The 19,656-nt window shown below is 61.6% G+C and carries 16 protein-coding genes and 1 pseudogene; 15 read left to right on the top strand and 2 right to left on the bottom strand.

Annotated elements, in window-relative coordinates:
- Positions 1-81 precede the first annotated feature (81 nt).
- The 6 genes from ACZRKZ_RS24120 (at position 82) to ACZRKZ_RS24145 (ending at position 8,226) form a co-directional block, all read left to right on the top strand.
- On the top strand, positions 82-1,617 hold the full coding sequence (locus tag ACZRKZ_RS24120) for an MFS transporter (RefSeq protein ID WP_463982964.1): 1,536 nt from the start codon (positions 82-84) through the stop codon (positions 1,615-1,617).
- Positions 1,618-1,643: 26 nt separating this feature from the next.
- Entirely contained in the window at positions 1,644-2,702 is a 1,059-nt protein-coding gene (locus ACZRKZ_RS24125) for an HlyD family secretion protein (RefSeq protein ID WP_463982965.1), read from the top strand.
- Positions 2,699-4,144 (top strand): efflux transporter outer membrane subunit, encoded by a 1,446-nt coding sequence (locus ACZRKZ_RS24130; RefSeq protein ID WP_463982966.1) that lies wholly within the window; start codon positions 2,699-2,701, stop codon positions 4,142-4,144. Before ACZRKZ_RS24125 ends, ACZRKZ_RS24130 begins: the two co-directional genes overlap by 4 nt.
- Positions 4,145-4,217: 73 nt before the next feature.
- Complete coding sequence (locus ACZRKZ_RS24135; protein WP_463982967.1) at positions 4,218-4,727, top strand: sigma-70 family RNA polymerase sigma factor; 510 nt, start codon at positions 4,218-4,220, stop codon at positions 4,725-4,727.
- Entirely contained in the window at positions 4,724-5,680 is a 957-nt protein-coding gene (locus ACZRKZ_RS24140; RefSeq protein ID WP_463982968.1) for a FecR domain-containing protein, read from the top strand. Before ACZRKZ_RS24135 ends, ACZRKZ_RS24140 begins: the two co-directional genes overlap by 4 nt.
- A 92-nt stretch (positions 5,681-5,772) precedes the next feature.
- A complete protein-coding gene (locus tag ACZRKZ_RS24145) occupies positions 5,773-8,226 on the top strand; it encodes a TonB-dependent siderophore receptor (RefSeq protein ID WP_463982969.1) in 2,454 nt (817 codons plus the stop codon).
- A 121-nt stretch (positions 8,227-8,347) separates the two neighbouring features.
- On the opposite strand, the gene ACZRKZ_RS24150 is transcribed toward ACZRKZ_RS24145, so the two are convergent.
- Positions 8,348-9,052, bottom strand: a complete 705-nt coding sequence (locus ACZRKZ_RS24150; RefSeq protein WP_463982970.1) for a DUF3142 domain-containing protein — start codon at positions 9,050-9,052, stop codon at positions 8,348-8,350.
- 3 nt (positions 9,053-9,055) lie between these two features.
- Positions 9,056-11,218, bottom strand: a complete 2,163-nt coding sequence (locus ACZRKZ_RS24155; RefSeq protein WP_463982971.1) for a PA5441 family protein — start codon at positions 11,216-11,218, stop codon at positions 9,056-9,058.
- A gap of 231 nt (positions 11,219-11,449) precedes the next feature.
- Here ACZRKZ_RS24155 and ACZRKZ_RS24160 point away from each other — a divergent pair.
- The 9 genes and pseudogenes from ACZRKZ_RS24160 to ACZRKZ_RS24200 all read left to right on the top strand — a co-directional run.
- Positions 11,450-11,761 (top strand): annotated as a pseudogene (locus ACZRKZ_RS24160) (glycosyltransferase family 39 protein); the annotation flags it as partial.
- A gap of 66 nt (positions 11,762-11,827) precedes the next feature.
- Positions 11,828-12,079: a DUF2789 domain-containing protein gene (locus tag ACZRKZ_RS24165; RefSeq protein WP_463982972.1), complete on the top strand. Its 252-nt coding sequence runs from the start codon at positions 11,828-11,830 to the stop codon at positions 12,077-12,079.
- Positions 12,080-12,223: 144 nt separating this feature from the next.
- Positions 12,224-12,655 carry a MarR family winged helix-turn-helix transcriptional regulator gene (locus ACZRKZ_RS24170; protein ID WP_149414257.1) on the top strand — a complete coding sequence of 144 codons (432 nt, stop codon included), beginning with the start codon at positions 12,224-12,226 and terminating at the stop codon, positions 12,653-12,655.
- Positions 12,652-14,730 carry an FUSC family protein gene (locus ACZRKZ_RS24175; protein ID WP_463970612.1) on the top strand — a complete coding sequence of 693 codons (2,079 nt, stop codon included), beginning with the start codon at positions 12,652-12,654 and terminating at the stop codon, positions 14,728-14,730. Before ACZRKZ_RS24170 ends, ACZRKZ_RS24175 begins: the two co-directional genes overlap by 4 nt.
- Positions 14,727-14,936: a DUF1656 domain-containing protein gene (locus ACZRKZ_RS24180; protein WP_149414255.1), complete on the top strand. Its 210-nt coding sequence runs from the start codon at positions 14,727-14,729 to the stop codon at positions 14,934-14,936. The genes ACZRKZ_RS24175 and ACZRKZ_RS24180 overlap by 4 nt, the downstream gene beginning before the upstream one ends.
- Positions 14,933-15,823, top strand: a complete 891-nt coding sequence (locus ACZRKZ_RS24185; RefSeq protein ID WP_463982973.1) for an efflux RND transporter periplasmic adaptor subunit — start codon at positions 14,933-14,935, stop codon at positions 15,821-15,823. The genes ACZRKZ_RS24180 and ACZRKZ_RS24185 overlap by 4 nt, the downstream gene beginning before the upstream one ends.
- Positions 15,820-17,262 (top strand): efflux transporter outer membrane subunit, encoded by a 1,443-nt coding sequence (locus ACZRKZ_RS24190; RefSeq protein ID WP_463982974.1) that lies wholly within the window; start codon positions 15,820-15,822, stop codon positions 17,260-17,262. The genes ACZRKZ_RS24185 and ACZRKZ_RS24190 overlap by 4 nt, the downstream gene beginning before the upstream one ends.
- Positions 17,263-17,344: 82 nt before the next feature.
- Positions 17,345-17,977, top strand: coding sequence for an NADH:ubiquinone oxidoreductase subunit N (locus ACZRKZ_RS24195; RefSeq protein ID WP_133103608.1), 633 nt, complete (start codon positions 17,345-17,347; stop codon positions 17,975-17,977).
- Positions 17,978-18,142: 165 nt separating this feature from the next.
- Complete coding sequence (locus ACZRKZ_RS24200) at positions 18,143-19,639, top strand: YdgA family protein (protein WP_463982975.1); 1,497 nt, start codon at positions 18,143-18,145, stop codon at positions 19,637-19,639.
- The last annotated feature ends 17 nt before the right edge of the window (positions 19,640-19,656 follow it).

The raw sequence follows: 19,656 nt of genomic DNA on the forward strand, positions 1-19,656 counted from the left end.
TAACCTTCAGATAAGTCAGTTTTCGTCATGCCAATACCTTATTAAACTTCTCGGGTATTTCTAATTCCGAGTTGTATCTTCATGACCTCCCTCGCTGCCCCCGCCCCCCAGGCTGCAGCCAAGCCGACATCCATCAGCCCACCCATCTTCGGCCCGCGAATCATTATCGGCCTGGTGGGCGTGTTGCTGGCGGTGCTGGTATCGGGTCTCAACGAGATGGTGACCAAGGTCGCCCTCGCTGATATTCGCGGTGCGCTGTACATCGGTTTTGACGAAGGCACCTGGCTGGTGGCCGCGTACACCGCCACCTCCGTTTCGGCCATGGCCTTCGCGCCGTGGTGTTCGGTGACCTTTTCCCTGCGCCGTCTCACCCTGTGGGCCATCGGCCTGTTTACCGTGCTCGGTGTGTTGTGCCCGTTTGCGCCCAACTACGAAAGCCTGCTGGTGCTGCGTACCGTGCAAGGCCTGGCCGGTGGTGCCTTGCCGCCGATGCTGATGACTGTGGCCCTGCGCTTTTTACCGGCCAATGTGAAACTGTACGGCCTGGCCGGCTACGCCCTGACCGCCACCTTCGGCCCTAGCCTTGGCACACCACTGGCGGCGCTCTGGACCGAATACGTCGGCTGGCAATGGGCGTTCTGGCAGATCGTCGCGCCGTGCCTGCTGGCCATGGCCGCCGTGGCCTACGGCTTGCCCCAGGACCCGTTGCGCCTGGAGCGCCTTAAGCAGTTCAACTGGCGTGGCCTGCTGCTGGGGTTCCCGGCGATCTGCATGTTGGTGATCGGCCTGCTGCAGGGCAATCGCCTGGATTGGTTCGAATCAACGCTGATCACCTTGCTGCTGTGCGGTGGCTCGCTGCTGCTGGTGCTATTCATGATCAATGAGTGGTCGCACCCGATGCCTTTCTTCAAGTTGCAGTTGCTGGGGCTGCGCAACCTGGCCTTCGCGCTGATCGTATTGGCCGGGGTGCTGGTCGTGTTGCTGGCGGTGATCATCATTCCGTCCAACTACCTGGCGCAGGTACAGGGCTACCGACCGCTGCAAACCGCGCCGGTGATGCTGATCATGGCGTTGCCGCAGTTGATCGCGCTGCCGTTGGTGGCGGCGCTGTGCAACGTGCGTTGGGTCGATTGCCGCTGGGTGCTGGGGATTGGCTTGAGTTTGTTGATCCTGTCCTGTGTCGGCGGCGCACAGCTGACCTCCGCGTGGATTCGCGATGATTTCTACGCCCTGCAATTGCTGCAAATTTTCGGGCAGCCGATGGCGGTGTTGCCGCTACTGATACTTTCCACCGGCAGCATCACCCCGGCGGATGGGCCTTTCGCCTCGGCCTGGTTCAACACAGTCAAGGGCTTGGCCGCCGTGGTCGCCACCGGGGTGATCGAGGCGCTGACCACTCACCGTCTGCACTTTCACTCGACCATGTTGGTGGACAGCCTGGGCAATTCACCGCTTGCCGACAGTGGCACCGCGGGCCTCGCCCATCGGCTGCACGAGCAGGCTGTGGTGCTGACCTCTTCGGATCTCTACTACGTCATGGCGGCTGTCGCGGCGGCATTGATCCTGCTGATTTTCTGGATGCCGACGCGGATCTATCCGCCCCGTGCGCCCGCTTGATTGTTCATTGAGACAAAGGATTTTTTATGAAACGCAAAGACCAAATCGCCGTGACCGTCATCGCCGTGTTTGCCGTGGGTGTGCTGGTGTACCTGCTGGCGCCGGGCCTGTTTGGCAGCAAGCGCCAGAGCACTAACGATGCCTTCGTCGCCGCTGACTACACCCTGGTGGCACCGCGTGTGGCCGGGTTTATCAAAGAGGTGCTGGTGGAAGACAACCAGCAGGTCAAGGCAGGGCAATTGCTGGCGTTGATCGACGACCGCGACTTTCGTGCCGCGGCCCTGGCGGCCGACGCCGATACCCTGGTGGCCCGGGCGCAGTTGCAAAACGCCAAGGCGACCCTGGAGCGCCAGACCTCGGTGATCGCCCAGGCCCAGGCCACGGTGGCCTCGGATCGTGCCGAAATGGCCTTCGCCGAACACGAACTGAACCGTTACAACCATCTCGCCGGTGTCGGCGCTGGCACCGTGCAGAACGCCCAGCAAGCCAAGACCCGTATCGACCAGGCCACCGCACGCCTGGCCAACGCCACGGCGGTGCTGGCCGCCGAGCGCAAGCAGGTGGAAATCCTCACCGCCCAGCGCGATGCCGCCGAAGGTGGCCTGAAGCGGGCCCATGCGGCGCTGGAAATGGCCAGTTATCAGCTGTCCTATACCCGTATCGTCGCCCCGGTGGACGGCATGGTCGGTGAGCGCGCCGTGCGGGTCGGCGCCTACGTCACGCCGGGCAGCAAGATTCTCGCCGTGGTGCCGTTGGCCGAGGCTTACGTGGTGGCCAATTTTCAGGAGACCCAGCTGTCCCACATGCGTGCCGGCCAGTCGGTAGAAGTGCGCGTCGACAGCCTCGACGGCGAAGTCCTCAAGGGCCATCTCGAAAGCCTGGCGCCAGCGACAGGTGTGACTTTCGCCTCGATCAAGCCGGACAACGCCACCGGCAACTTCACCAAGGTGGTGCAGCGCATTCCGGTGAAAATCATCCTGGAGCCCGGCCAGCCGCTGACCGGGCACCTGCGGGTTGGCATGTCGGTGGAAGCCAGCGTCGATACCCAGCCCGCCACGCTGCAACGTGAGGTGGCCCAGCAATGAGAAGAATCGCCTGGTTTACCCTGAGCATGATCAGCCTGAGCGCCTGCACCGTTGGCCCGGATTTCCAGCGCCCTCAAGGCCCGCAGGTGACGCAATGGACCGAACCTCAAGGCCGTCAAGCGGCCAGCCACGCCGTCAATGGCGCGCTGGACGAGCGTTGGTGGGAAGTGTTCCACGACGAGCAACTGTCTGCCCTCACTCGCCGCGCGCTGACCGACAACCTCGACCTGAAACTGGCCAGCAGCCGCCTGCAACAAAGTCGCGCCGTGCGCCAGGTGACGACCGCCGAGCGCTATCCGAGCGTCGATGCCAGCAGTGGCTACGGCCGTCAACGCAACAGCGCCAAGGGCCTGAGCGACCCGTCCGGCAAGAACGGCCGTTCGGCCTTCAACCGCTGGGACGCCGGATTCTCCGCCTCCTGGGAACTGGACTTTTGGGGCCGGGTAAAGCGCGAAACCGAAGCCGCCGACGCCACCCTGCAAGTGGCCGAAAACGACCGCCGCGCGGTGCTGCTGTCAGTGCTGGCGGAAACCGCCCAGGACTACATCCAACTGCGCGGTGTGCAGAACACCCGTGCGGTTACCGAGCAAAACCTCGACGTCGCCCGCCACAGTCTGAAACTTTCACAACTGCGCTTGGCCGATGGTGTGGCCACCGACCTCGACGTGGCCGAAGCCGCCGCCCAGGTCGCCGCCATCGAAGCGCGCCTGCCGGACTTGCAGCAACGCCAGGACCAACTGATCAACGCCCTGAGTTTGTTGATGGGCCAGGCGCCGCAAGCCTTGTACGCACAATTGTCCAAGGATGGCGCCGTGCCCCAGACCCAACGCCAGGTTGCTATTGGCCTGCCGTCGCAACTGGCTGAACGCCGTCCCGATATCCGCCAGGCCGAGGCGCGGTTGCATGCGGCGACCGCGACCATCGGCGTGGCCAAGGGCGACTTCTACCCACGCATCACCCTGTCGGGTAGCCTCGGTTCCCAGGCCATGCAACTGTCGGATTTCGGCTCCTGGGGTTCTCGTGCATTTGCCTTCGGCCCGCAGTTCAGCCTGCCGATTTTCAACGGTGGCCGGCTCAAGGGCATGCTCGATTTGCGTGAAGCCCAGCAACAGGAAGCGGCCCTGGCCTACCAGCAAACCGTGTTGCGGGCCTGGCATGAAATTGACGATCAGCTGACCCGCTACAACGCCAGCCAACTGCGTCGCGACAGCCTGGCCGAAGCGGTGCGGCAGAACCAGATCGCCCTCACCACCGCCCAGGCGCAATACGTCGAAGGCGTGGTGGATTTCGTCAACGTGCTCACCGTGCAAAGTGCGTTGCTGGCGACTCAGGAGCAGTGGGTCGAAAGCTCCACGGGAGTGTCCCTGGCCATGGTCGGCTTGTATAAAGCGTTGGGAGGAGGCTGGGAGTCGGTGTATCCGTTGCAGACAGCGGGGCGCTAACCGACAAAGGGTTTTGCCAGTCGCGATACAAAGTGTAATGATAATTGCTCTCAATAGTGTATCCGAGCTTTTCATGGACACCGCGACTGACGGCCAGCAACAGCTTCACCTCCTGTATCGAGACCACCATGGCTGGCTGCAAGGCTGGCTGCGCAAGCGCCTGGGCGACCGTGAACACGCCGCCGATGTGGCCCAGGACACCTTCCTGCGCTTGCTGGTGTCCGGGCGCTTCCCTGGTGACAAGGAAAGTCGCAGCTACCTGGCGCAAATCGCCCGTAACCTGGTGATCGACCAGTGGCGGCGCTTGCGCATCGAGCGTGCTTACCTGGAAAGCATCGCCCATTTGCCCGAACCCGAATCGCCGTCCCTGGAAACCCGTGCGCTGATCCTCGAAACCTTGATGCAGATCGACGCAATGCTCGACCGCATGCCGGAAAACGTGCGTCGGGCATTCCTGTTGTCGCAGTTCGAAGGGTTGACCTACGCGCAGATCGCCGAGCGATTGGGCGTCACCATCAGCTCGGTGCAGAAATATATGACCCGGGCAATCCTCGCCTGCTACCAGGTCGTCTACGAAGAATGAGAAGTCACCGAGACGCGCCGATTGCCCCGGCCATTGTCGAGCGGGCCAGCGAATGGCTGATGCTGCAATGGGGCGGCGAACTCGATGGCGCCCAGCGCCAGGCCTTCACTCACTGGCAGAACGCTAACCCGGAACACCGCCGTGCCTGGCAGCGTTTGCAGCAGTTGCAGCAAACCCTCGGCGGCGTGCCCAACGACAGTGCCCGCGCGGTGTTGCGCGACACGCCGGACAGCCAGCGCCGTGCCGCGTTGAAACTGTTGGGCTTGCTGCTGGTGGCCGGTGGCAGCGGCTATGTGGTCCAGGGCAGCCAGCCGTGGCAAGCGGCGTTTGCCGAACATCGCACCGCCACCGGCGAGATTCGCCACCTGACGCTCAGCGACGGCACCCGCCTGGACCTCAACAGCGACAGCGCCATCGACCTGCGCTTTAGCGCCAGCGAACGGCGCATCCGCCTGATTCGTGGCGAGATCCTGCTGACCAGCGGCCACGACCCGTTCCGGCCGCTGATCGTCGAAACCCCGGCTGGCGATGTGCAGGCTCTGGGCACGCGCTTTGCCGTGCGCGAGCTGGACGGCGGCAGTCGTGTGGATCTTTATGAAGGGCGCGTGCAAGTGCGCCCGTTGCATGGGTTACCGGTGCAGATGAGTGCGGGCGACAGCCTGTGGTTTAGCGCCAGCCAGACTTCGGCACTGCTGGCAGTGGATGCCAATGCCAGCAGTTGGACCCAGAACCGCTTGATTGCCGAGCGCCAGCCCTTGGGGCGGTTTGTCGCTGAACTGAGCCGCTATCGCCCTGGCTTGCTGCGCTGTGATGAAGCCGTGGCCGGTCTGCTGTTGACGGGCGTGTTCCCGCTGGATAACACCGACGCGATTCTTGCGGCCCTTGAGCGCACGTTGCCGGTGCAAGTACAGGCGGTGACCCGGTATTGGATAACGATCAAGTCCAGGGCCTGAAATATTTTCCAAATCGGGTTGTCGGTTTCTGGCCCCCGTCCGGGATACCTCTTGAAAGCCAATCAAGAAGCGTTCTCACCGGGAGTCCTGCAATGCCGCACCACCCAATCCAACCCCTGGCCCGCGCCCTGCGCCGTGGCCTGTTTGTCAGTTTGCTGGCGACGATACCTGTAGTACCGGCCTTGGTTCAGGCCGAGGAAAGCGCTGAAGCCTTGCGCCAATACAGCATTCCCGCCGGCAGCCTCGATCAGGCGCTGAACCGTTTTGCCAGTGCCTCGGGGATTCTGCTGTCGGTGGATGCCACGCTGACCGAAGGCAAGCGCAGCTCAGGTTTGCAGGGCCGCTATACCACCGGGCCTGGATTGGAACGGTTGCTGGCCGGCAGTGGGTTGGTGGCGATGCAATCTTCGGGCGGCTGGTCGGTGCAGGCCGTGTCAGGGGATGGCTCGTTGCAGTTGGGCGCAACACAGATCAGCGGCCAACAGGAACAGGAAAGCGCCTGGGGCCCTGTCGACGGTATCGTCGCCAAACGCAGCGCCACCGGCAGCAAGACCGACTCGGCGCTGGTGGAAATTCCCCAGACCATCAACGTCATCACTGCCGCCGAGATCAAGTCGCGGGGCGCCCAAAGCGTCACCCAAGCGTTGCTCTACACGCCGGGCATGACCGCTGGCGGCTTTTCCGACCGGGTCAAACTGTTCGATGAACCCACCTCCCGTGGCTTCTCGCCTACGCCCTTGTATCTCGACGGTTTGCACCTGCCCTACGGCGGCGGCAGCACCGGCGGCGCGCTGCAAATAGAGCCCTATTCCCTGGAGCGCATCGAAGTGCTCAAGGGCCCGGCCTCAGTGTTGTACGGGCAGAACCAGCCTGGCGGCATCGTCAATATGGTCAGCAAGCGCCCCAGCGAAACCCCGGTGCATCAGGTGGTGCTGGAAGCCGGCACCTACGAGCACAAAAGCGCCGCCATCGACCTGAGCGGCCCGCTGGATGAGCAAGGGCAATTGCTCTATCGCCTCACCGGCCTGGCCAAGGATGAACAGGCCGAGATCAATTACGTCGAGAACAAACGCCAATTCATCGCCCCTAGCCTGACCTGGCAACCCAACGACGACACCCGCCTGACCCTGTTCGCCCAGTACCAGAAAGACAAGGGCGTGCCCGAAGCCCAGGGCCTGCCTGCGTCCGGGACGATCTGGGACAACCCCAACGGCAAGATCAAGCGCGATGTGTTTATCGGCGAGCCAGGCGTCAACCAATACAACCGCGAGCAGTACGCCTTGGGCTACGAGTTGTCCCATCGCCTCAACGACATCTGGACCCTTAAGCAGAACGCCCGCTACGCCGAGGTGGATGACCGATACACCGCGCCCTTGCACGGCTATCGCTTCGTCGCCAACCCGGTCACCGGTATGCAGGATCAACGCTACCTGCAACGCTTCGGCGTGGACTGGTCGCAAACCAACAAAGTCTTCGGCGTGGACAACATCGCCCAGGCCGAATTCGACACTGGCGCGCTGTCCCACACACTGATCGTCGGCCTGGATTACTACCACTTCAACTCCCAGTTCCACGGCCTTTACGACCGCAATCCGCCGGTGATCGACCTGTTCAAGCCGGTCTACGGCCAGCGGCTGAATTTCGGCCAACCTTATCGCTGGGACAGAACCGTGACCCAGACAGGCCTGTACGTACAGGACCAGATCAAGCTGGATAAATGGGTGCTGGTGCTGGGCGGGCGTTATGACTGGGCCAATGTCGTCAACAAAGAGCCGCTGGCCGACACCCGCTTCAGCAGCAAAGACCAGGCCTTCACCGGGCGGGCCGGGTTGGTGTACCTGTTCGATAACGGCCTGGCGCCCTTTGTCAGCTACTCCGAATCCTTCCTGCCGCTGTCGGGCACCGACATCAAGAGAAAGCCGTTCGACCCTTCTACCGGCAACCAGTATGAAGTCGGCGTGAAGTACCAGCCGCCGGGCCAGAAGAGCTTTGTCCAGGTTTCGGTCTATCAACTGGACCAGGAAAACGTACTGACCCCCAACGCTGTAGACGCTACCTTCAGCAGCCAAAGCGGCGCCATGCGTTCGCGCGGCGTAGAGCTGGAAGCCAAGGCATCCCTGAGCGATGCCTGGGACGTGGTCGCCTCGGCGGCGCGCAACGACATCAAATACACCAAGGACAACGAAGGCCGCGAGGGCCGCCACCCGGCCGGCATCCCACCGCTTACCGCCTCGCTGTGGGTCAACTACACCGTGCTTGGCGACACCCCACTGGCCGGCCTCGGCGCAGGCCTTGGCACTCGCTACGCCCGCAGCAGCTTCGGTGATTATTACGAAGGGGCGTTCAGCATCCCGTCCTACACCGTCTACGACGCCAGCCTGAGCTACGACCTGGGCGCCTCGCCGCTCAAGCTCAAAGGCGTGAAACTGGCAATGAACGTGCAGAACCTGACCAACAAAACCTACGTCGCCCAATGCACCAGCGACCTGGATTGTTACTACGGCGAAGGGCGCACGGTGGTGTCGAGTTTGACGTATGACTGGTAGGGACAGGATCTCCGAGGCTATCCAATAACTTGTGGCGAGGGAGCTTGCTCCCGTTGGGCTGCCTAGCAGCCCTAAACTCAAGGGGGTAATCCGTATTCAGCTATCGAGAGTCAAGCTGAATTCAACGATTCTGCAAAAACACCACATACCCCCGAAACCACTCACTTCCCTCCAAATACTCCGGCGCCTCCCACTCCCCACCCTGAATCAAGCCAATCTTGAACGGCACCCCCATTCGATTCATCCGTGGCAGATACGCCGCGTAATCCGCAATGCTGTGGCGCCCCTGGTAGGTTTGCACTACCACTTCATCCACCACTCCCTTGAGCTGGGCGATGGCTTCGGGGTCGGCGTTGCTGCTCCAGTCCAGCAGGCCGGTGATGCTCAAACGCAGGTTTTTGGGCAGGCGTTGGCGCAGGTCTTTGAGGAAGTCGGCGTATTCGTGCAGGTATTGTGTGCGGGCGTCGAAGTCGATTTGGATGCCGATCACCGGGTTGCCGGCATCCCGCCAGCGTTGCACTTGCCCCAATAATTGCGTGTAGACCGACTCTGGCCAGTGCAGCGTGTGGGCGCGGTAGACGATCCATACCTCGCCTTGGCTGATGCGCGGCACGCTCATACCTTGGGCGATGAATTGCACGCCGCGCTGGGGGTGGCGGCGCGTTGAGTTGATTTGGCCCTGGAGGATGTACAGGGTTTTTGCCTGCTTGAGCACCGGCTGGGAAGCGACGCCGCTCCACAGCCAGAAGGCGTCATAGTCGCGTGCGTCGACCGCGCCGAAGGCCGGGCTTGCCAGCAGGAGTAGGCACAGCCAGAAGCCTTTCACTGCTTACCAGTAGTACTGCAGCGACTTGCCCCACTGAGTATCGGCGAAGCCGGTTTTCAGCTGGCGGAACCAGCCCTTGCGCACCGCCTTGTCGACGTCTTCGCCACCGCAGCTGTTGTAGCCGGCAGGGGCGTAGCAGTTGAGGGCGCGAAACAGCGCGTAGGCCTTGTCGTCGCGTGGCGCCTTGGCGTTGCCGATCACTTGTTTGTAGCCATCGAGCCGAGAAAAGGTTTCGCCTTTGAAGTCCGACGCGGTGCTGCCCAAGCTGCCGGCTGAGCGCGCCTGTTCCAGAGGCATGCCGTCCAGGCCGTTGCGCAGGATGAATTCACCGAAGCAGTTCAGGCTTTGTGGGTTTTTCGGATCGCTCTGCAAGGTGCTGGCGGTTTGCGCGATGCTCGGGCAGGCATAGCCTGATTCAGCCTTGTCGCCGTTCCAGTGGAACAACTTGAGCGACTGGCCGCCGCTGTAGACATAGCCCAGGCTGGTGCCGATCTTGTCTTCGGGTGCCGAGGCCGGTAGCTGTTTCAAGTCTTCGGCGAAGGTGGCGAACTGGCTGCGCAGCAGGTCTTTGTAGAGCAGCACGAATTGCGCAGTCTGACGCTCCAGCGGGTCGCTGGCCTGGGCGATCTGTTGGCGCAGCAACTCGGGGCCGGCGACGTTGCGCAGCAGAATATAGCGCACCTGCTTGGTGCTGATCGGCGAGTCGGCAGCGAACACCTTGGCCAATTGGCCGCTGCGCTCATAGTTCATGGCCAGGGCCAGCTCCAACTGGTCACGCTGCAAGGGTTGCTTGGCGAGCGGCAGCAGTTGCAGCCAAAGCGTCTGGGCGGCTTTCCAATCCTCTTTGGCCTCCAGCGCCAGGCCGCGCAGGGTCTGCTGGCTGAAGGCGAAGTAATCCGGGCTTGACGGCACGTCTTGTGGCAACAGCTTCAAGGCGTTGCCGGGTTGATGTTCGACGTAAAGGGCAAACGCGGCTTGCACGTAGTCGTACAGCGCAGGCTCGTTGGCAAACACGGTTTTTTGCGCTTCAAGGGTTTCACGGGTCAGCCGTGGCGGGTTGTAGGCACGCATCCACATCAGGTCGTTGATCGCCAGCAGCATCGGGTTTTTTACGGTGTTGGCGTTGCTCATCAACAGCTTGGTGTCGGCTTCTTCCACCAGCGCATCCACGGATACGTTGCGCTGAGCGTCAGTGGCCTGGGTCAGTTGCCAGGCAAAGTCGTCTGCCAGTTTGTCCGGCTCGCCCGCCAGCCAATGCACTCGACGCAGCAGGCCACGAGCGGAGGCTATGTATTCGCCCTGTGGATAAGTTTTCAGGTAATTACTGAAGCCTTCTTCGGCATCTTCCAGGATGGACTTATCCACATGCTCAAGTTGCGGCATGCCGTATTCGTCAAATGCATTTGCCTGGGCCTGGTTCAGCGAGGTGCGCGCGGTCATGTACAGCGCGGTCTCCTCAAGCCACGGCAGGGAGGTTGCGGAGGCGGCGGCAAAGCCTCGTTCTGCTTCACTAAAGCGGCCGCTGTAAAAGTCGGCGGCGGCTTGCAGGTACGTGCGTAACTCGCGGCCATTGGCCGATTGGATCTGTTGCGGATCGAGCAGGACCTGGCCTTCCCAACGGCACGTCGTGAGCAATTTCAGGCGTGCATTGACCAGTGCCTGACGTTCGGCAGTCGGAATATCGGCCTTGACCACCTGCTGGATAAACGCCGTGGCGCTGTCATCGTTGTTGCTGCGGCAGCGGCTGCCTTCGCCATCAATAAAGGCTTCGCCGGCCGTCTTGTAGTCGTCGCGCTTGATGCCCAGCGGTGCGAGCAGCTCATCGAGTTCGGCCGTGCGCGAGTTGTCGGGTTTATCCACAGGCTCATCGGCAGAAAGCGTGAGGCGGTACAGCGGGAACGGCACCTGGCCAAATCCCTGGGACAAGGCATCTTCGCTCAAGGCATTGGGCACCAGCGGCTCGGTCTTCTTGTCAGCCAACAACAGGCGCAGGTTGACCCGGCTGTCATTGCCCGGACTCAGGAACGGCAGATTGCTGCACACATCCAGGTTATTGCGTGAAATCCGCCAGTCCGGGTAGCACGAATCGTCGGAGCTGGCCTGGGCCTGAAGGGCAAGGCCGGCGAGCAGTACCAGCGCCAGGGGTGACAGAAGACCGATGTGCATGAGATGTCCTTGATCCTGAATCCTTGGAAGGCGGCAATGATAGCGCGAACCTGCAAAGGCATCAGTGCAGGCCTACGAAGAATTCAGATTTGTCCGATTGGTGGCAAAACGGCAGGCGAATCAAGGTCTTTTGACCTAGAGTGGCGAGTGTTCGCGCAAGCGCGGGTTTTGCCCTGGAGAAGGGCCGTGGGTGAGGAAATAGAGGTGCGACGCTCTGTGGCGGAACAAGACGACCAGACCGATGCCCAGTTGCAGCTCTACACACCGCCCAAGGCCGATGGCACGCCGACGCGACCCAATGCCTATGGTTTTGGCACCCTGGTGGATCAGGACGGTGGGCGGATCTACCTCGATCGTTTGTCGGCTATACCTGCCGATACTCGACGCGTGTGGTTGATCAGCAGCAATGAAGCGCCGGATGACTTTGCCCCTCTGCCCGAAGGCTGGCGCCAGCTCAGTCAGCAGGACGGCGGCGGCGCTCGGGCGCGCCTGTTTGTGCTGTGTAACGTGCCGGAGGCGATTCACCGGGAGGGCTGCGATTAAGCTGGGCCAGGCTTATGCTCGCCTGTGAGGCTAGACTCAAGTGAACCCCCTGCTCAGGAACACGCTATGCAATCCCCAGTCCACAGCTTGCCGTCTTTGTTCAAGCAACTCGGCCTGCCCGATGACCCGGTCAGCATCGAGCGTTTCATCGCCGTCCACTCTCCACTCAAGCCCGAACTGCACCTAGCGGATGCGTTTTTCTGGACGGACAGCCAGAAGGCGTTCTTGCGGGATGAGATTTTGGATGATGCGGATTGGGCAGAGGTGGTGGATGAATTGAATTTGATGTTGCGGCGTAGCCGAGACGTGAACGCGTAGGAATGCAGCACTACTTACCTTGCGTCTCCAAATCCACAAATTTGTATCAAAACTTGACGGGCTCGTATCCATCCACCATATTGATAGTTAGCAAACTAACTGTATGCGAACAATCAAGTGCCCCCAAATCTCGAACAACTTCACATGAACATCAGCAGCAGCATGGTGGTGGGTGCCAGGCACTGGCGAAAAATCTGCCAGACCACGCTGGTGAGCTTCGGCATTTCCGAAGCCTGCGCCGTGCCGCTGTTGATGATCGGCCGTCTCGGCGACGGTGTGCATCAGGTCAAGGTCGCTCAGGCGTCAGGGATGGAAAGCCCATCCCTGGTGCGCCTGCTGGACCAGCTGTGCAGCGCAGGTTTTGTGTGCCGCAGCGAAGATATTCACGACCGCCGCGCCAAGGCCTTGAGCCTCACCGCCCGTGGCCGTGAGCTGGTGCAAGCGGTGGAAGAGCAACTGGTACGCCTGCGCCGTGAAGTGCTGGCGGACATTGCTCCCCAAGACCTGGAGGCCGCCTTGCGCGTGTTGCGCGCTTTTGAAGGCGCCCATCAGCACCCTGCGGTAGTGCCTTCTTGAACGGATTTTTTACCGGCATGCCGCCGGCACGAGACTGGTTCTATGGAGTAAGAACGTTCGCCGCCTCGATGATCGCGCTGTACATCGCCATGCTCATGCAAATGCCGCGTCCGTATTGGGCGATGGCCACCGTGTATATCGTCTCAAGTCCCTTTGTCGGCCCCACCAGTTCCAAGGCGTTGTACCGCGCCATCGGCACCTTTCTCGGGGCGATGGCGGCGGTGTTTTTTGTGCCGATGTTTGTGCAGACGCCTTACCTGCTGGTGGTGGTCATTGCGTTGTGGACCGGGATTTTGTTGTTCCTGTCCTTGCACCTGCGCACCGCCAACAGCTACGCGCTGATGCTGGCCGGCTACACCTTGCCGCTGATCGCCCTGCCAGTGGTGGATAACCCCTTGGCGGTGTGGGACGTGGCCGAGGCGCGTGCTGAAGAAATCTTCCTCGGTATCGCCGTGGCGGCAGTGGTCGGCGCGATGTTCTGGCCCCGGCGCCTGGCGCCGGTGTTTGATGATTCGGTCAGTAAATGGTTTGCCGATGCGCAGGTCTACAGCCAGCGCTTTCTCAGTCGTAACGTGCAGCCCAAAGAGGTCAGCACGTTGCGCGGCGGGATGGTCGCCACCTTCAACACCCTGGAATTAATGATCGGCCAACTCCCCCACGAGGGCGCGCGGCCGCAAACGGTGCGCAACACCAAAGAGCTGCGCGGGCGGATGATCCACCTGCTGCCGGTGGTGGAGGCCTTGGATGACGCCTTGTATGCCCTGGAGCGCCGCACCCCGGAGCTGGTCGGAAAATTAGCGCCGCTGTTGGCGGCCACCACCGAGTGGCTGGAAAGCACCAAAAAGGATGCGCCTGTCGAACGCTGGCGCGTCCTGCGCGATCAACTTGAAGCCCTGCAACCCGACGCCGATGCCCTGGACGACCGCTATCAACTGCTGTTCTCCAACGCCCTCTATCGCCTTGGCGAATGGATCGACTTGTGGCAAGACTGCCGCAGCCTGCAAGCGGCCATCCAGTGCGGAAACCTGGACACCTGGCGCGCCGTCTACCGCCACTGGCGCCTGGGCCGGCTGACGCCATTCCTCGACCGAGGCCTGATGTTCTACTCGGCGTTTTCCACGGTCAGCGCGATCATCGTCGCCTCGGTGTTGTGGATTCTGTTGGGCTGGACCGACGGCGGCAGCGCGGTGATTCTCGCGGCAGTAGCGTGCAGCTTCTTTGCCTCGATGGACGACCCGGCGCCGCAGATCTACAAGTTCTTTTTCTGGACCGCGCTCTCGGTGGTGTTCGCCAGCCTCTACCTGTTTCTGATCCTGCCCAACCTGCATGATTTTCCGATGCTGGTGCTGGCCTTCGCGGTGCCGTTTATCTGCGTTGGGACCCTGACCGTACAGCCGCGTTTTTACCTGGGCATGCTGCTGACCATCGTCAACACGTCCTCGTTTATCAGCATTCAGGGCGCCTACGACGCGGATTTTCTAAGCTTCGTCAATTCCAACCTGGCCGGCCCCGTGGGCTTGTTGTTCGCCTTCCTCTGGACCCTGATCGCCCGCCCGTTCGGCGCGGAGTTGGCGGCCAAGCGCCTGACCCGCTTCAGCTGGCGCGACATCGTCAGCCTCACCAAGCCTGCAACCCTGGCCGAACATCGGCACATGGGCGCGCAAATGCTCGACCGGCTGATGCAACACCTGCCGCGCCTGGCCATCATCGGGCAAGACACCGGGATCGCCCTGCGCGAGTTGGGCGTGGCGCTGAGCCTGATGGACTTGCAGGCCTACTCGCCAAGAATCCTCGGCGTGCCTCGGGTGCTGCTCAACCAGGTGGTGGAGGACGTCGGGGCCTATTTCAAGGCGTGCCTGAAAGCCGGTGAGCGCTTGCCGACTCCCAGCGGTCTGCTGATGACCCTGGACCGCACCCGCCGCGCCCTTAACGGGCAAGGCCTGCAAGGCGAAGACGAGACCCGCCTGCACCTGCTCCACGCTCTCAGCGGTTTGCGCCTGTCACTGTTGCCGGGCGTGGAGTTTGTCAGCGCAGGCGAGATGGACGCGCCGCTACCTGATGGAGCGCCTTTATGATCGGTGATCTGGATATCAGCGGGGTGTTCCTGCCCACGCTGCTGGTGCTGATGGGCATTACGTATGTGTTGTACCTGGTGGTGCACGGGCTGTTGACGCGCTTCCACTTCTATCGCCTGGTCTGGCACCGGGCATTGTTCAATGTGGGTCTCTACGCTCTGTTACTGGGCGCAGTGGATTCACTCAGTCGATACCTGATGACATGAAAAAACCTTTTTTGACCATCGGCCGTGTGGTCCTGACGTTATTGGTGGTGACCTTCGCCTGCGTCGTGGTGTGGCGCATGGTGATGTACTACATGTTCGCGCCCTGGACGCGGGACGGGCACATCCGCGCCGACATCGTGCAGATCGCCCCGGACGTTTCCGGGCTGATCCAGCAAGTGGACGTGCGCGACAACCAATGGGTGGTGCGCGGCCAGGTGCTGTTCTCCGTCGACCAGGACCGCTTCAAGTTAGCCTTGCGCCAAGCCCAGGCCGCCATGGCCGACCGCCAGGAAACCCTGGCCCAGGCCCAGCGTGAAAACAAACGTAACCGTGGCCTTGGCAACCTGGTGGCCAGCGAGCAACTGGAGGAAAGCCAGTCCCGCGTGGCCCGCGCCCAATCGGCCCTTGCCGAAGGGCAAGTGGCGGTGGACAGCGCTCAATTGAATCTCGACCGCTCGGTAATCACCAGCCCCGTGGATGGCTACGTCAACGACCGCGCACCTCGAGTCAAGGAGTTCGTCACCGCCGGGCGCCCGGTGTTGTCGGTGGTGGACAGCAACTCCTTCCACATCGACGGTTATTTTGAAGAGACCAAGCTGGACGGCATTCACGTCGGTCAGAAAGTCGACATCCGCGTGGTCGGTGACCGCGCCCGCCTGCGCGGCCATGTGCAGAGCATCGTCGCCGGCATCGAAGACCGCGACCGCAGCAGCGGCGCCAACCTGTTGCCCAACGTCAACCCGGCATTTAGCTGGGTGCGCCTGGCCCAGCGGATTCCGGTGCGCATCGCCTTTGACGAGGTGCCGGCGAACTTTCGCATGATCGCCGGGCGCACGGCCACGGTGTCGATCATCGACGACCAGCCCAATGCGGGAGACAAACCATGAAACGGCTGTTAGCAACCGCTGGGCTGGGGTTGTTGCTGTCGGCTTGCCAAGTGGTTGGGCCGGATTATCAACTGCCGGATCAGGCCGCGGTGAACCGTGGTGACCTGCAAGGGCAGATGGCCGGGCAGGGCGCCAGCGTGGTCTCGGCACCGGTGCCCGCCGATTGGTGGAAGCTCTATCAGGACTCGCGACTGGATCAACTGGTGCAACAGGCCATGGCCTCCAACACCGACTTGCGCGTCGCGGCAGCCAACCTGCAACGGGCGCGTTTCCAGGTGCAAGAGGCACAGTCTGCGGGTGGCTGGAGCGGCGGCGTCAAGCTGGGTGCCCAGCGCTTGCAGGAATCCGGCGAAGCGTTTTTGCTGGCGGATAAAGTGCCAGTGGCCAACGTCGGTGACGTCGGCATTACCACCTCGTATCAGTTCGATCTGTTCGGCACTTTGCAGCGCGGTATCGAAGGCGCCCAGGCCAATGCCGATGCGACCCAGGCGGCCGTCGATACCGCCCGTATTACCTTGGTAGCGGATGTGGTGCGTTCCTACACCCAAGTCTGCGCGGCTAATGAGGAGCTGGGAATCGCCCGGCATTCCCTCGACCTGCAAGCACAAAGTACGAGCCTGACCCAACGCCTGCGGGACGCCGGCCGTGGTGATGAGACCCAGGTCACCCGTTCGCAAACCCAATTCAAATCCCTGCGCGCCGAACTGCCGCGTTATGAAGCATTGCGCCAGGCTGGGTTGTTCCGCCTGTCGATGCTGCTGGCCAAGCCTGTCGACCAACTGCCTGCCGGCACCCGCGATTGCGCCGAGCTGCCGCACATCGCCCAACTGCTACCGGTAGGCGACGGCGCGACGTTGCTCAAGCGTCGCCCCGATGTGCGCCAGGCCGAACGCCGTCTGGCTGCTGCCACCGCTGGCATCGGTGTCGCCACCGGCGAGCTGTACCCGGACATCAGCATTGGGGCCTCCATCGGCACCGTCGGCCTGCTGGAAAACCTCGGCAAACCAGCCGCCAACCGCTGGGGCTTCGGTCCTTTGTTGAGCTGGACGGTGCCGTCCAACGGCTCCCGCGCGCGCATCCACGAAGCCGAAGCGGCGACCCAGGGCGCGCTGGCGCATTTCGACGGGGTGGTGCTCAACGCCATCCGCGAAACCCAGACCGGCCTGGCGCAATACACCGCTCAGTTGGAGCGCCGCGACGCCCTGGCCGATGCCGAACAGTCGGCGCAACAGGCTGCCGACCAGACCCACCGCTTCTTCCAGGCCGGCCGCGCGTCGTTCCTGGCAGACCTGCAAGCCACCCGCACCTACACCGACATGCGCGCCCAGTTGGCCCAGGCCAACACCCAGGTCGCCATGAGCCAGATCGATTTGTTCCTGGCCCTAGGCGGTGGCTGGGAAAGCGGACGAACGCAAGGCACAGAACCCGGCAAACCCTGAGACGGTTGCTATGCTTTGATCAGTTGGGCTTTCGTGATGGCCCCGCTGATCACTGCTCGCGTTGCTCATGGGGATTCCAATAATGAAAAACCCTTATGCTCCCGCTTTCTGGTGCGTGTTCTTCGCACTGGTGCTGCTCTCGGCAACTTACTTCTACGGCATCATGCTTGCCCATCAGATCGACAAGGCCATGGTGTTCCTCGACAGTGCCTGTGCGCTGATTGCCGTGCTGTCCATTGGTGTGGTGGCCTGGGCTTCTTACCAAGGCCAGCGAACCAAGAAAAAACTCCTCGAACAAGGCAAGACGCGGGTGGCGATCTGGGACACCAAGGTTGCCCTGCGCCGTGTCGAGACGGTGTTTGACCGCTATTTCTGGGGCAGTTACTGGCAACCGGGGCGCACCTTTCAGGAAGTCATGGGCGAACTCACCGGCACGCCCCTGGAAAAAAGCCTCGAAGCCCTGAAAAAACAATGTGTGGCCCTGGACCGGCAAGTGGCCGACGGACGGCATTGGCTCAATAACGCGCGAGAATTGTCCGATGTTGCCACCGACATGGCCCGTGAGCGTTATCAGCTGGATTTTTGCGATCCCAAGTCCGATACGCCGGGCAATGCGGTGATCCATCGCGAGTTTGAAGTGCTGGTGTACACCTGGACGGCGCGATTAAAGAGTTTTGATCATCAACTCGACGAGATCGAGCTGGAATATTCCTGAGCCCTCTCCCGGAGCAGTGGTCGAGCGCAGCGAGGCTGCATCCGACCGCTGCTACGGAGCCTATGCTAATCTTTCACCGGATTTTTCGGCGGGCTTGAGCCGACACCCCAGCAGGGGGTCAGGGAAGACAGCCCACTTTCGCACAGGATTTGATCAGGTCTCTTCATGAATAAGTCAGCAATCGTTCTCTTGGGTTTTGTTGCCGCCGTTGGCGTAGTCAGTGCCGGTGGCGCCTGGTACACCGGCAATCAACTGGAAGGTGTACTGAACACCTCGATCGAGGACGCCAACAAGGAAATGCAGCGCTCCATGGTTGGGGTTGATGGCACCGTGACCATTGAAATGCTGTCCCTGGACCGTGGCTGGTTCAGCAGCACCGGCCATTTCCGCCTCAAGGCCCAGGGCTCGGTGTTCGGTGAAGACCATAAAGACACCGAACTGCTGTTTATCGACCGCATCGAACACGGCCCGCTGCCGCTCTCCCGCCTGCTGACCCTCAAATGGCTGCCGGTCCTGGCAACCAGCCACCTGGCACTTGAGAAAAACCCCACCACCGAGAAATGGTTCGCCGCCACCAAAGACGTGTCGCCGCTCAAAGCCACCGCCAATATCGCCTTCAATCGTTCGGTGGACGGCAACCTGGAACTGCTGCCCCTGGAATTCAAGGATGACACCTCCAGCGTCAACTTCTCCGGCCTGAACCTGGATTTTTTCAACACAGCCAAGGGTGAGAAGATCAAGGTCAACGGTTACATGGACAACCTCAAGCTCTCGCTGATCGATCCAAACGGCGCGCCGTTCAAAGCCGAGCTGAGTGGCCTGACCCTGGCCAGCAATCTGTCCCGCAGCTCGTTTGGCTTCTTCACCGGGCAAAATACGATTGAGCTGACCAACACCCAACTCACCTTTGGCCCGCAGCAATTGATGCTGACCTTGAAGGGTTTCGAGCAAAAAGACACCAGCGACGTCCAGGACAACAACATGGCCGGGCGCGTGGACTACAAGATCGACGAGATCGTTTACCAGGGTAAACCCGTGGGTTCGGCTGCCATGGCCGTGAGCATGAAAAACGTCGATGTTCCGGCCATGATGGTGCTGACCCAGCTCTACCAGGCCAAGATGCAGCCGGTGCAAGCCGCTGCCGCTGCCGGGCAGCCTGCTCCTGAGTTGCAGCTGAACGAAGCCGAACAAGTGCTGGCCCAGGCCAATGTCGACAAACTGCTGGCCGCCAAGCCGCAAGTGGCCCTGGAAAACCTGTCCCTGAAGACCGTCCATGGCGAAAGTCGCTTCAACCTGCTGGTGGACCTGACCAAGCCGTCGACCATGGAACTGCCGCCGGTTGAACTGGCCAAGCAGATCATTGCGGTTCTGGACACTAACCTGACGCTGTCCAAACCGATGATCGCTGATGTCGCCGCACTGCAAGCGCAGGTCGGTGGTGTGACTGATCCGAAAGCCATCGAGCAGCAATCCCAAATGGCCAGCGAGATGGTCAGCGGCATGGCCGTCGGTACCCAATTGGCGACCCTTGAAGGTAACGACCTCGTCTCCAAGCTGCACTACGCCAACAATGAAGTGACCCTCAATGGCCAGAAAATGACCGTCGAGGAGTTCATTGGTTTTGTGATGAGCAAGGTCGGGGCGGTAAGCGGCGCTCAGTAAAACTGAAAAAGCCCCTG

This window comes from Pseudomonas sp. c313, assembly GCF_055407145.1.

What these genes read in the sequence shown, in the direction of transcription:
- ACZRKZ_RS24155 (WP_463982971.1), bottom strand. Translation starts at nt 11,218, where the DNA reads ATGCACATCGGTCTTCTGTCACCCCTGGCGCTGGTACTGCTCGCCGGC.
- ACZRKZ_RS24135 (WP_463982967.1), top strand. Translation starts at nt 4,218, where the DNA reads ATGGACACCGCGACTGACGGCCAGCAACAGCTTCACCTCCTGTATCGA.
- ACZRKZ_RS24145 (WP_463982969.1), top strand. Translation starts at nt 5,773, where the DNA reads ATGCCGCACCACCCAATCCAACCCCTGGCCCGCGCCCTGCGCCGTGGC.
- ACZRKZ_RS24130 (WP_463982966.1), top strand. Translation starts at nt 2,699, where the DNA reads ATGAGAAGAATCGCCTGGTTTACCCTGAGCATGATCAGCCTGAGCGCC.
- ACZRKZ_RS24125 (WP_463982965.1), top strand. Translation starts at nt 1,644, where the DNA reads ATGAAACGCAAAGACCAAATCGCCGTGACCGTCATCGCCGTGTTTGCC.
- ACZRKZ_RS24190 (WP_463982974.1), top strand. Translation starts at nt 15,820, where the DNA reads ATGAAACGGCTGTTAGCAACCGCTGGGCTGGGGTTGTTGCTGTCGGCT.
- ACZRKZ_RS24140 (WP_463982968.1), top strand. Translation starts at nt 4,724, where the DNA reads ATGAGAAGTCACCGAGACGCGCCGATTGCCCCGGCCATTGTCGAGCGG.
- ACZRKZ_RS24185 (WP_463982973.1), top strand. Translation starts at nt 14,933, where the DNA reads ATGAAAAAACCTTTTTTGACCATCGGCCGTGTGGTCCTGACGTTATTG.
- ACZRKZ_RS24170 (WP_149414257.1), top strand. Translation starts at nt 12,224, where the DNA reads ATGAACATCAGCAGCAGCATGGTGGTGGGTGCCAGGCACTGGCGAAAA.
- ACZRKZ_RS24180 (WP_149414255.1), top strand. Translation starts at nt 14,727, where the DNA reads ATGATCGGTGATCTGGATATCAGCGGGGTGTTCCTGCCCACGCTGCTG.
- ACZRKZ_RS24120 (WP_463982964.1), top strand. Translation starts at nt 82, where the DNA reads ATGACCTCCCTCGCTGCCCCCGCCCCCCAGGCTGCAGCCAAGCCGACA.
- ACZRKZ_RS24200 (WP_463982975.1), top strand. Translation starts at nt 18,143, where the DNA reads ATGAATAAGTCAGCAATCGTTCTCTTGGGTTTTGTTGCCGCCGTTGGC.
- ACZRKZ_RS24165 (WP_463982972.1), top strand. Translation starts at nt 11,828, where the DNA reads ATGCAATCCCCAGTCCACAGCTTGCCGTCTTTGTTCAAGCAACTCGGC.
- ACZRKZ_RS24195 (WP_133103608.1), top strand. Translation starts at nt 17,345, where the DNA reads ATGAAAAACCCTTATGCTCCCGCTTTCTGGTGCGTGTTCTTCGCACTG.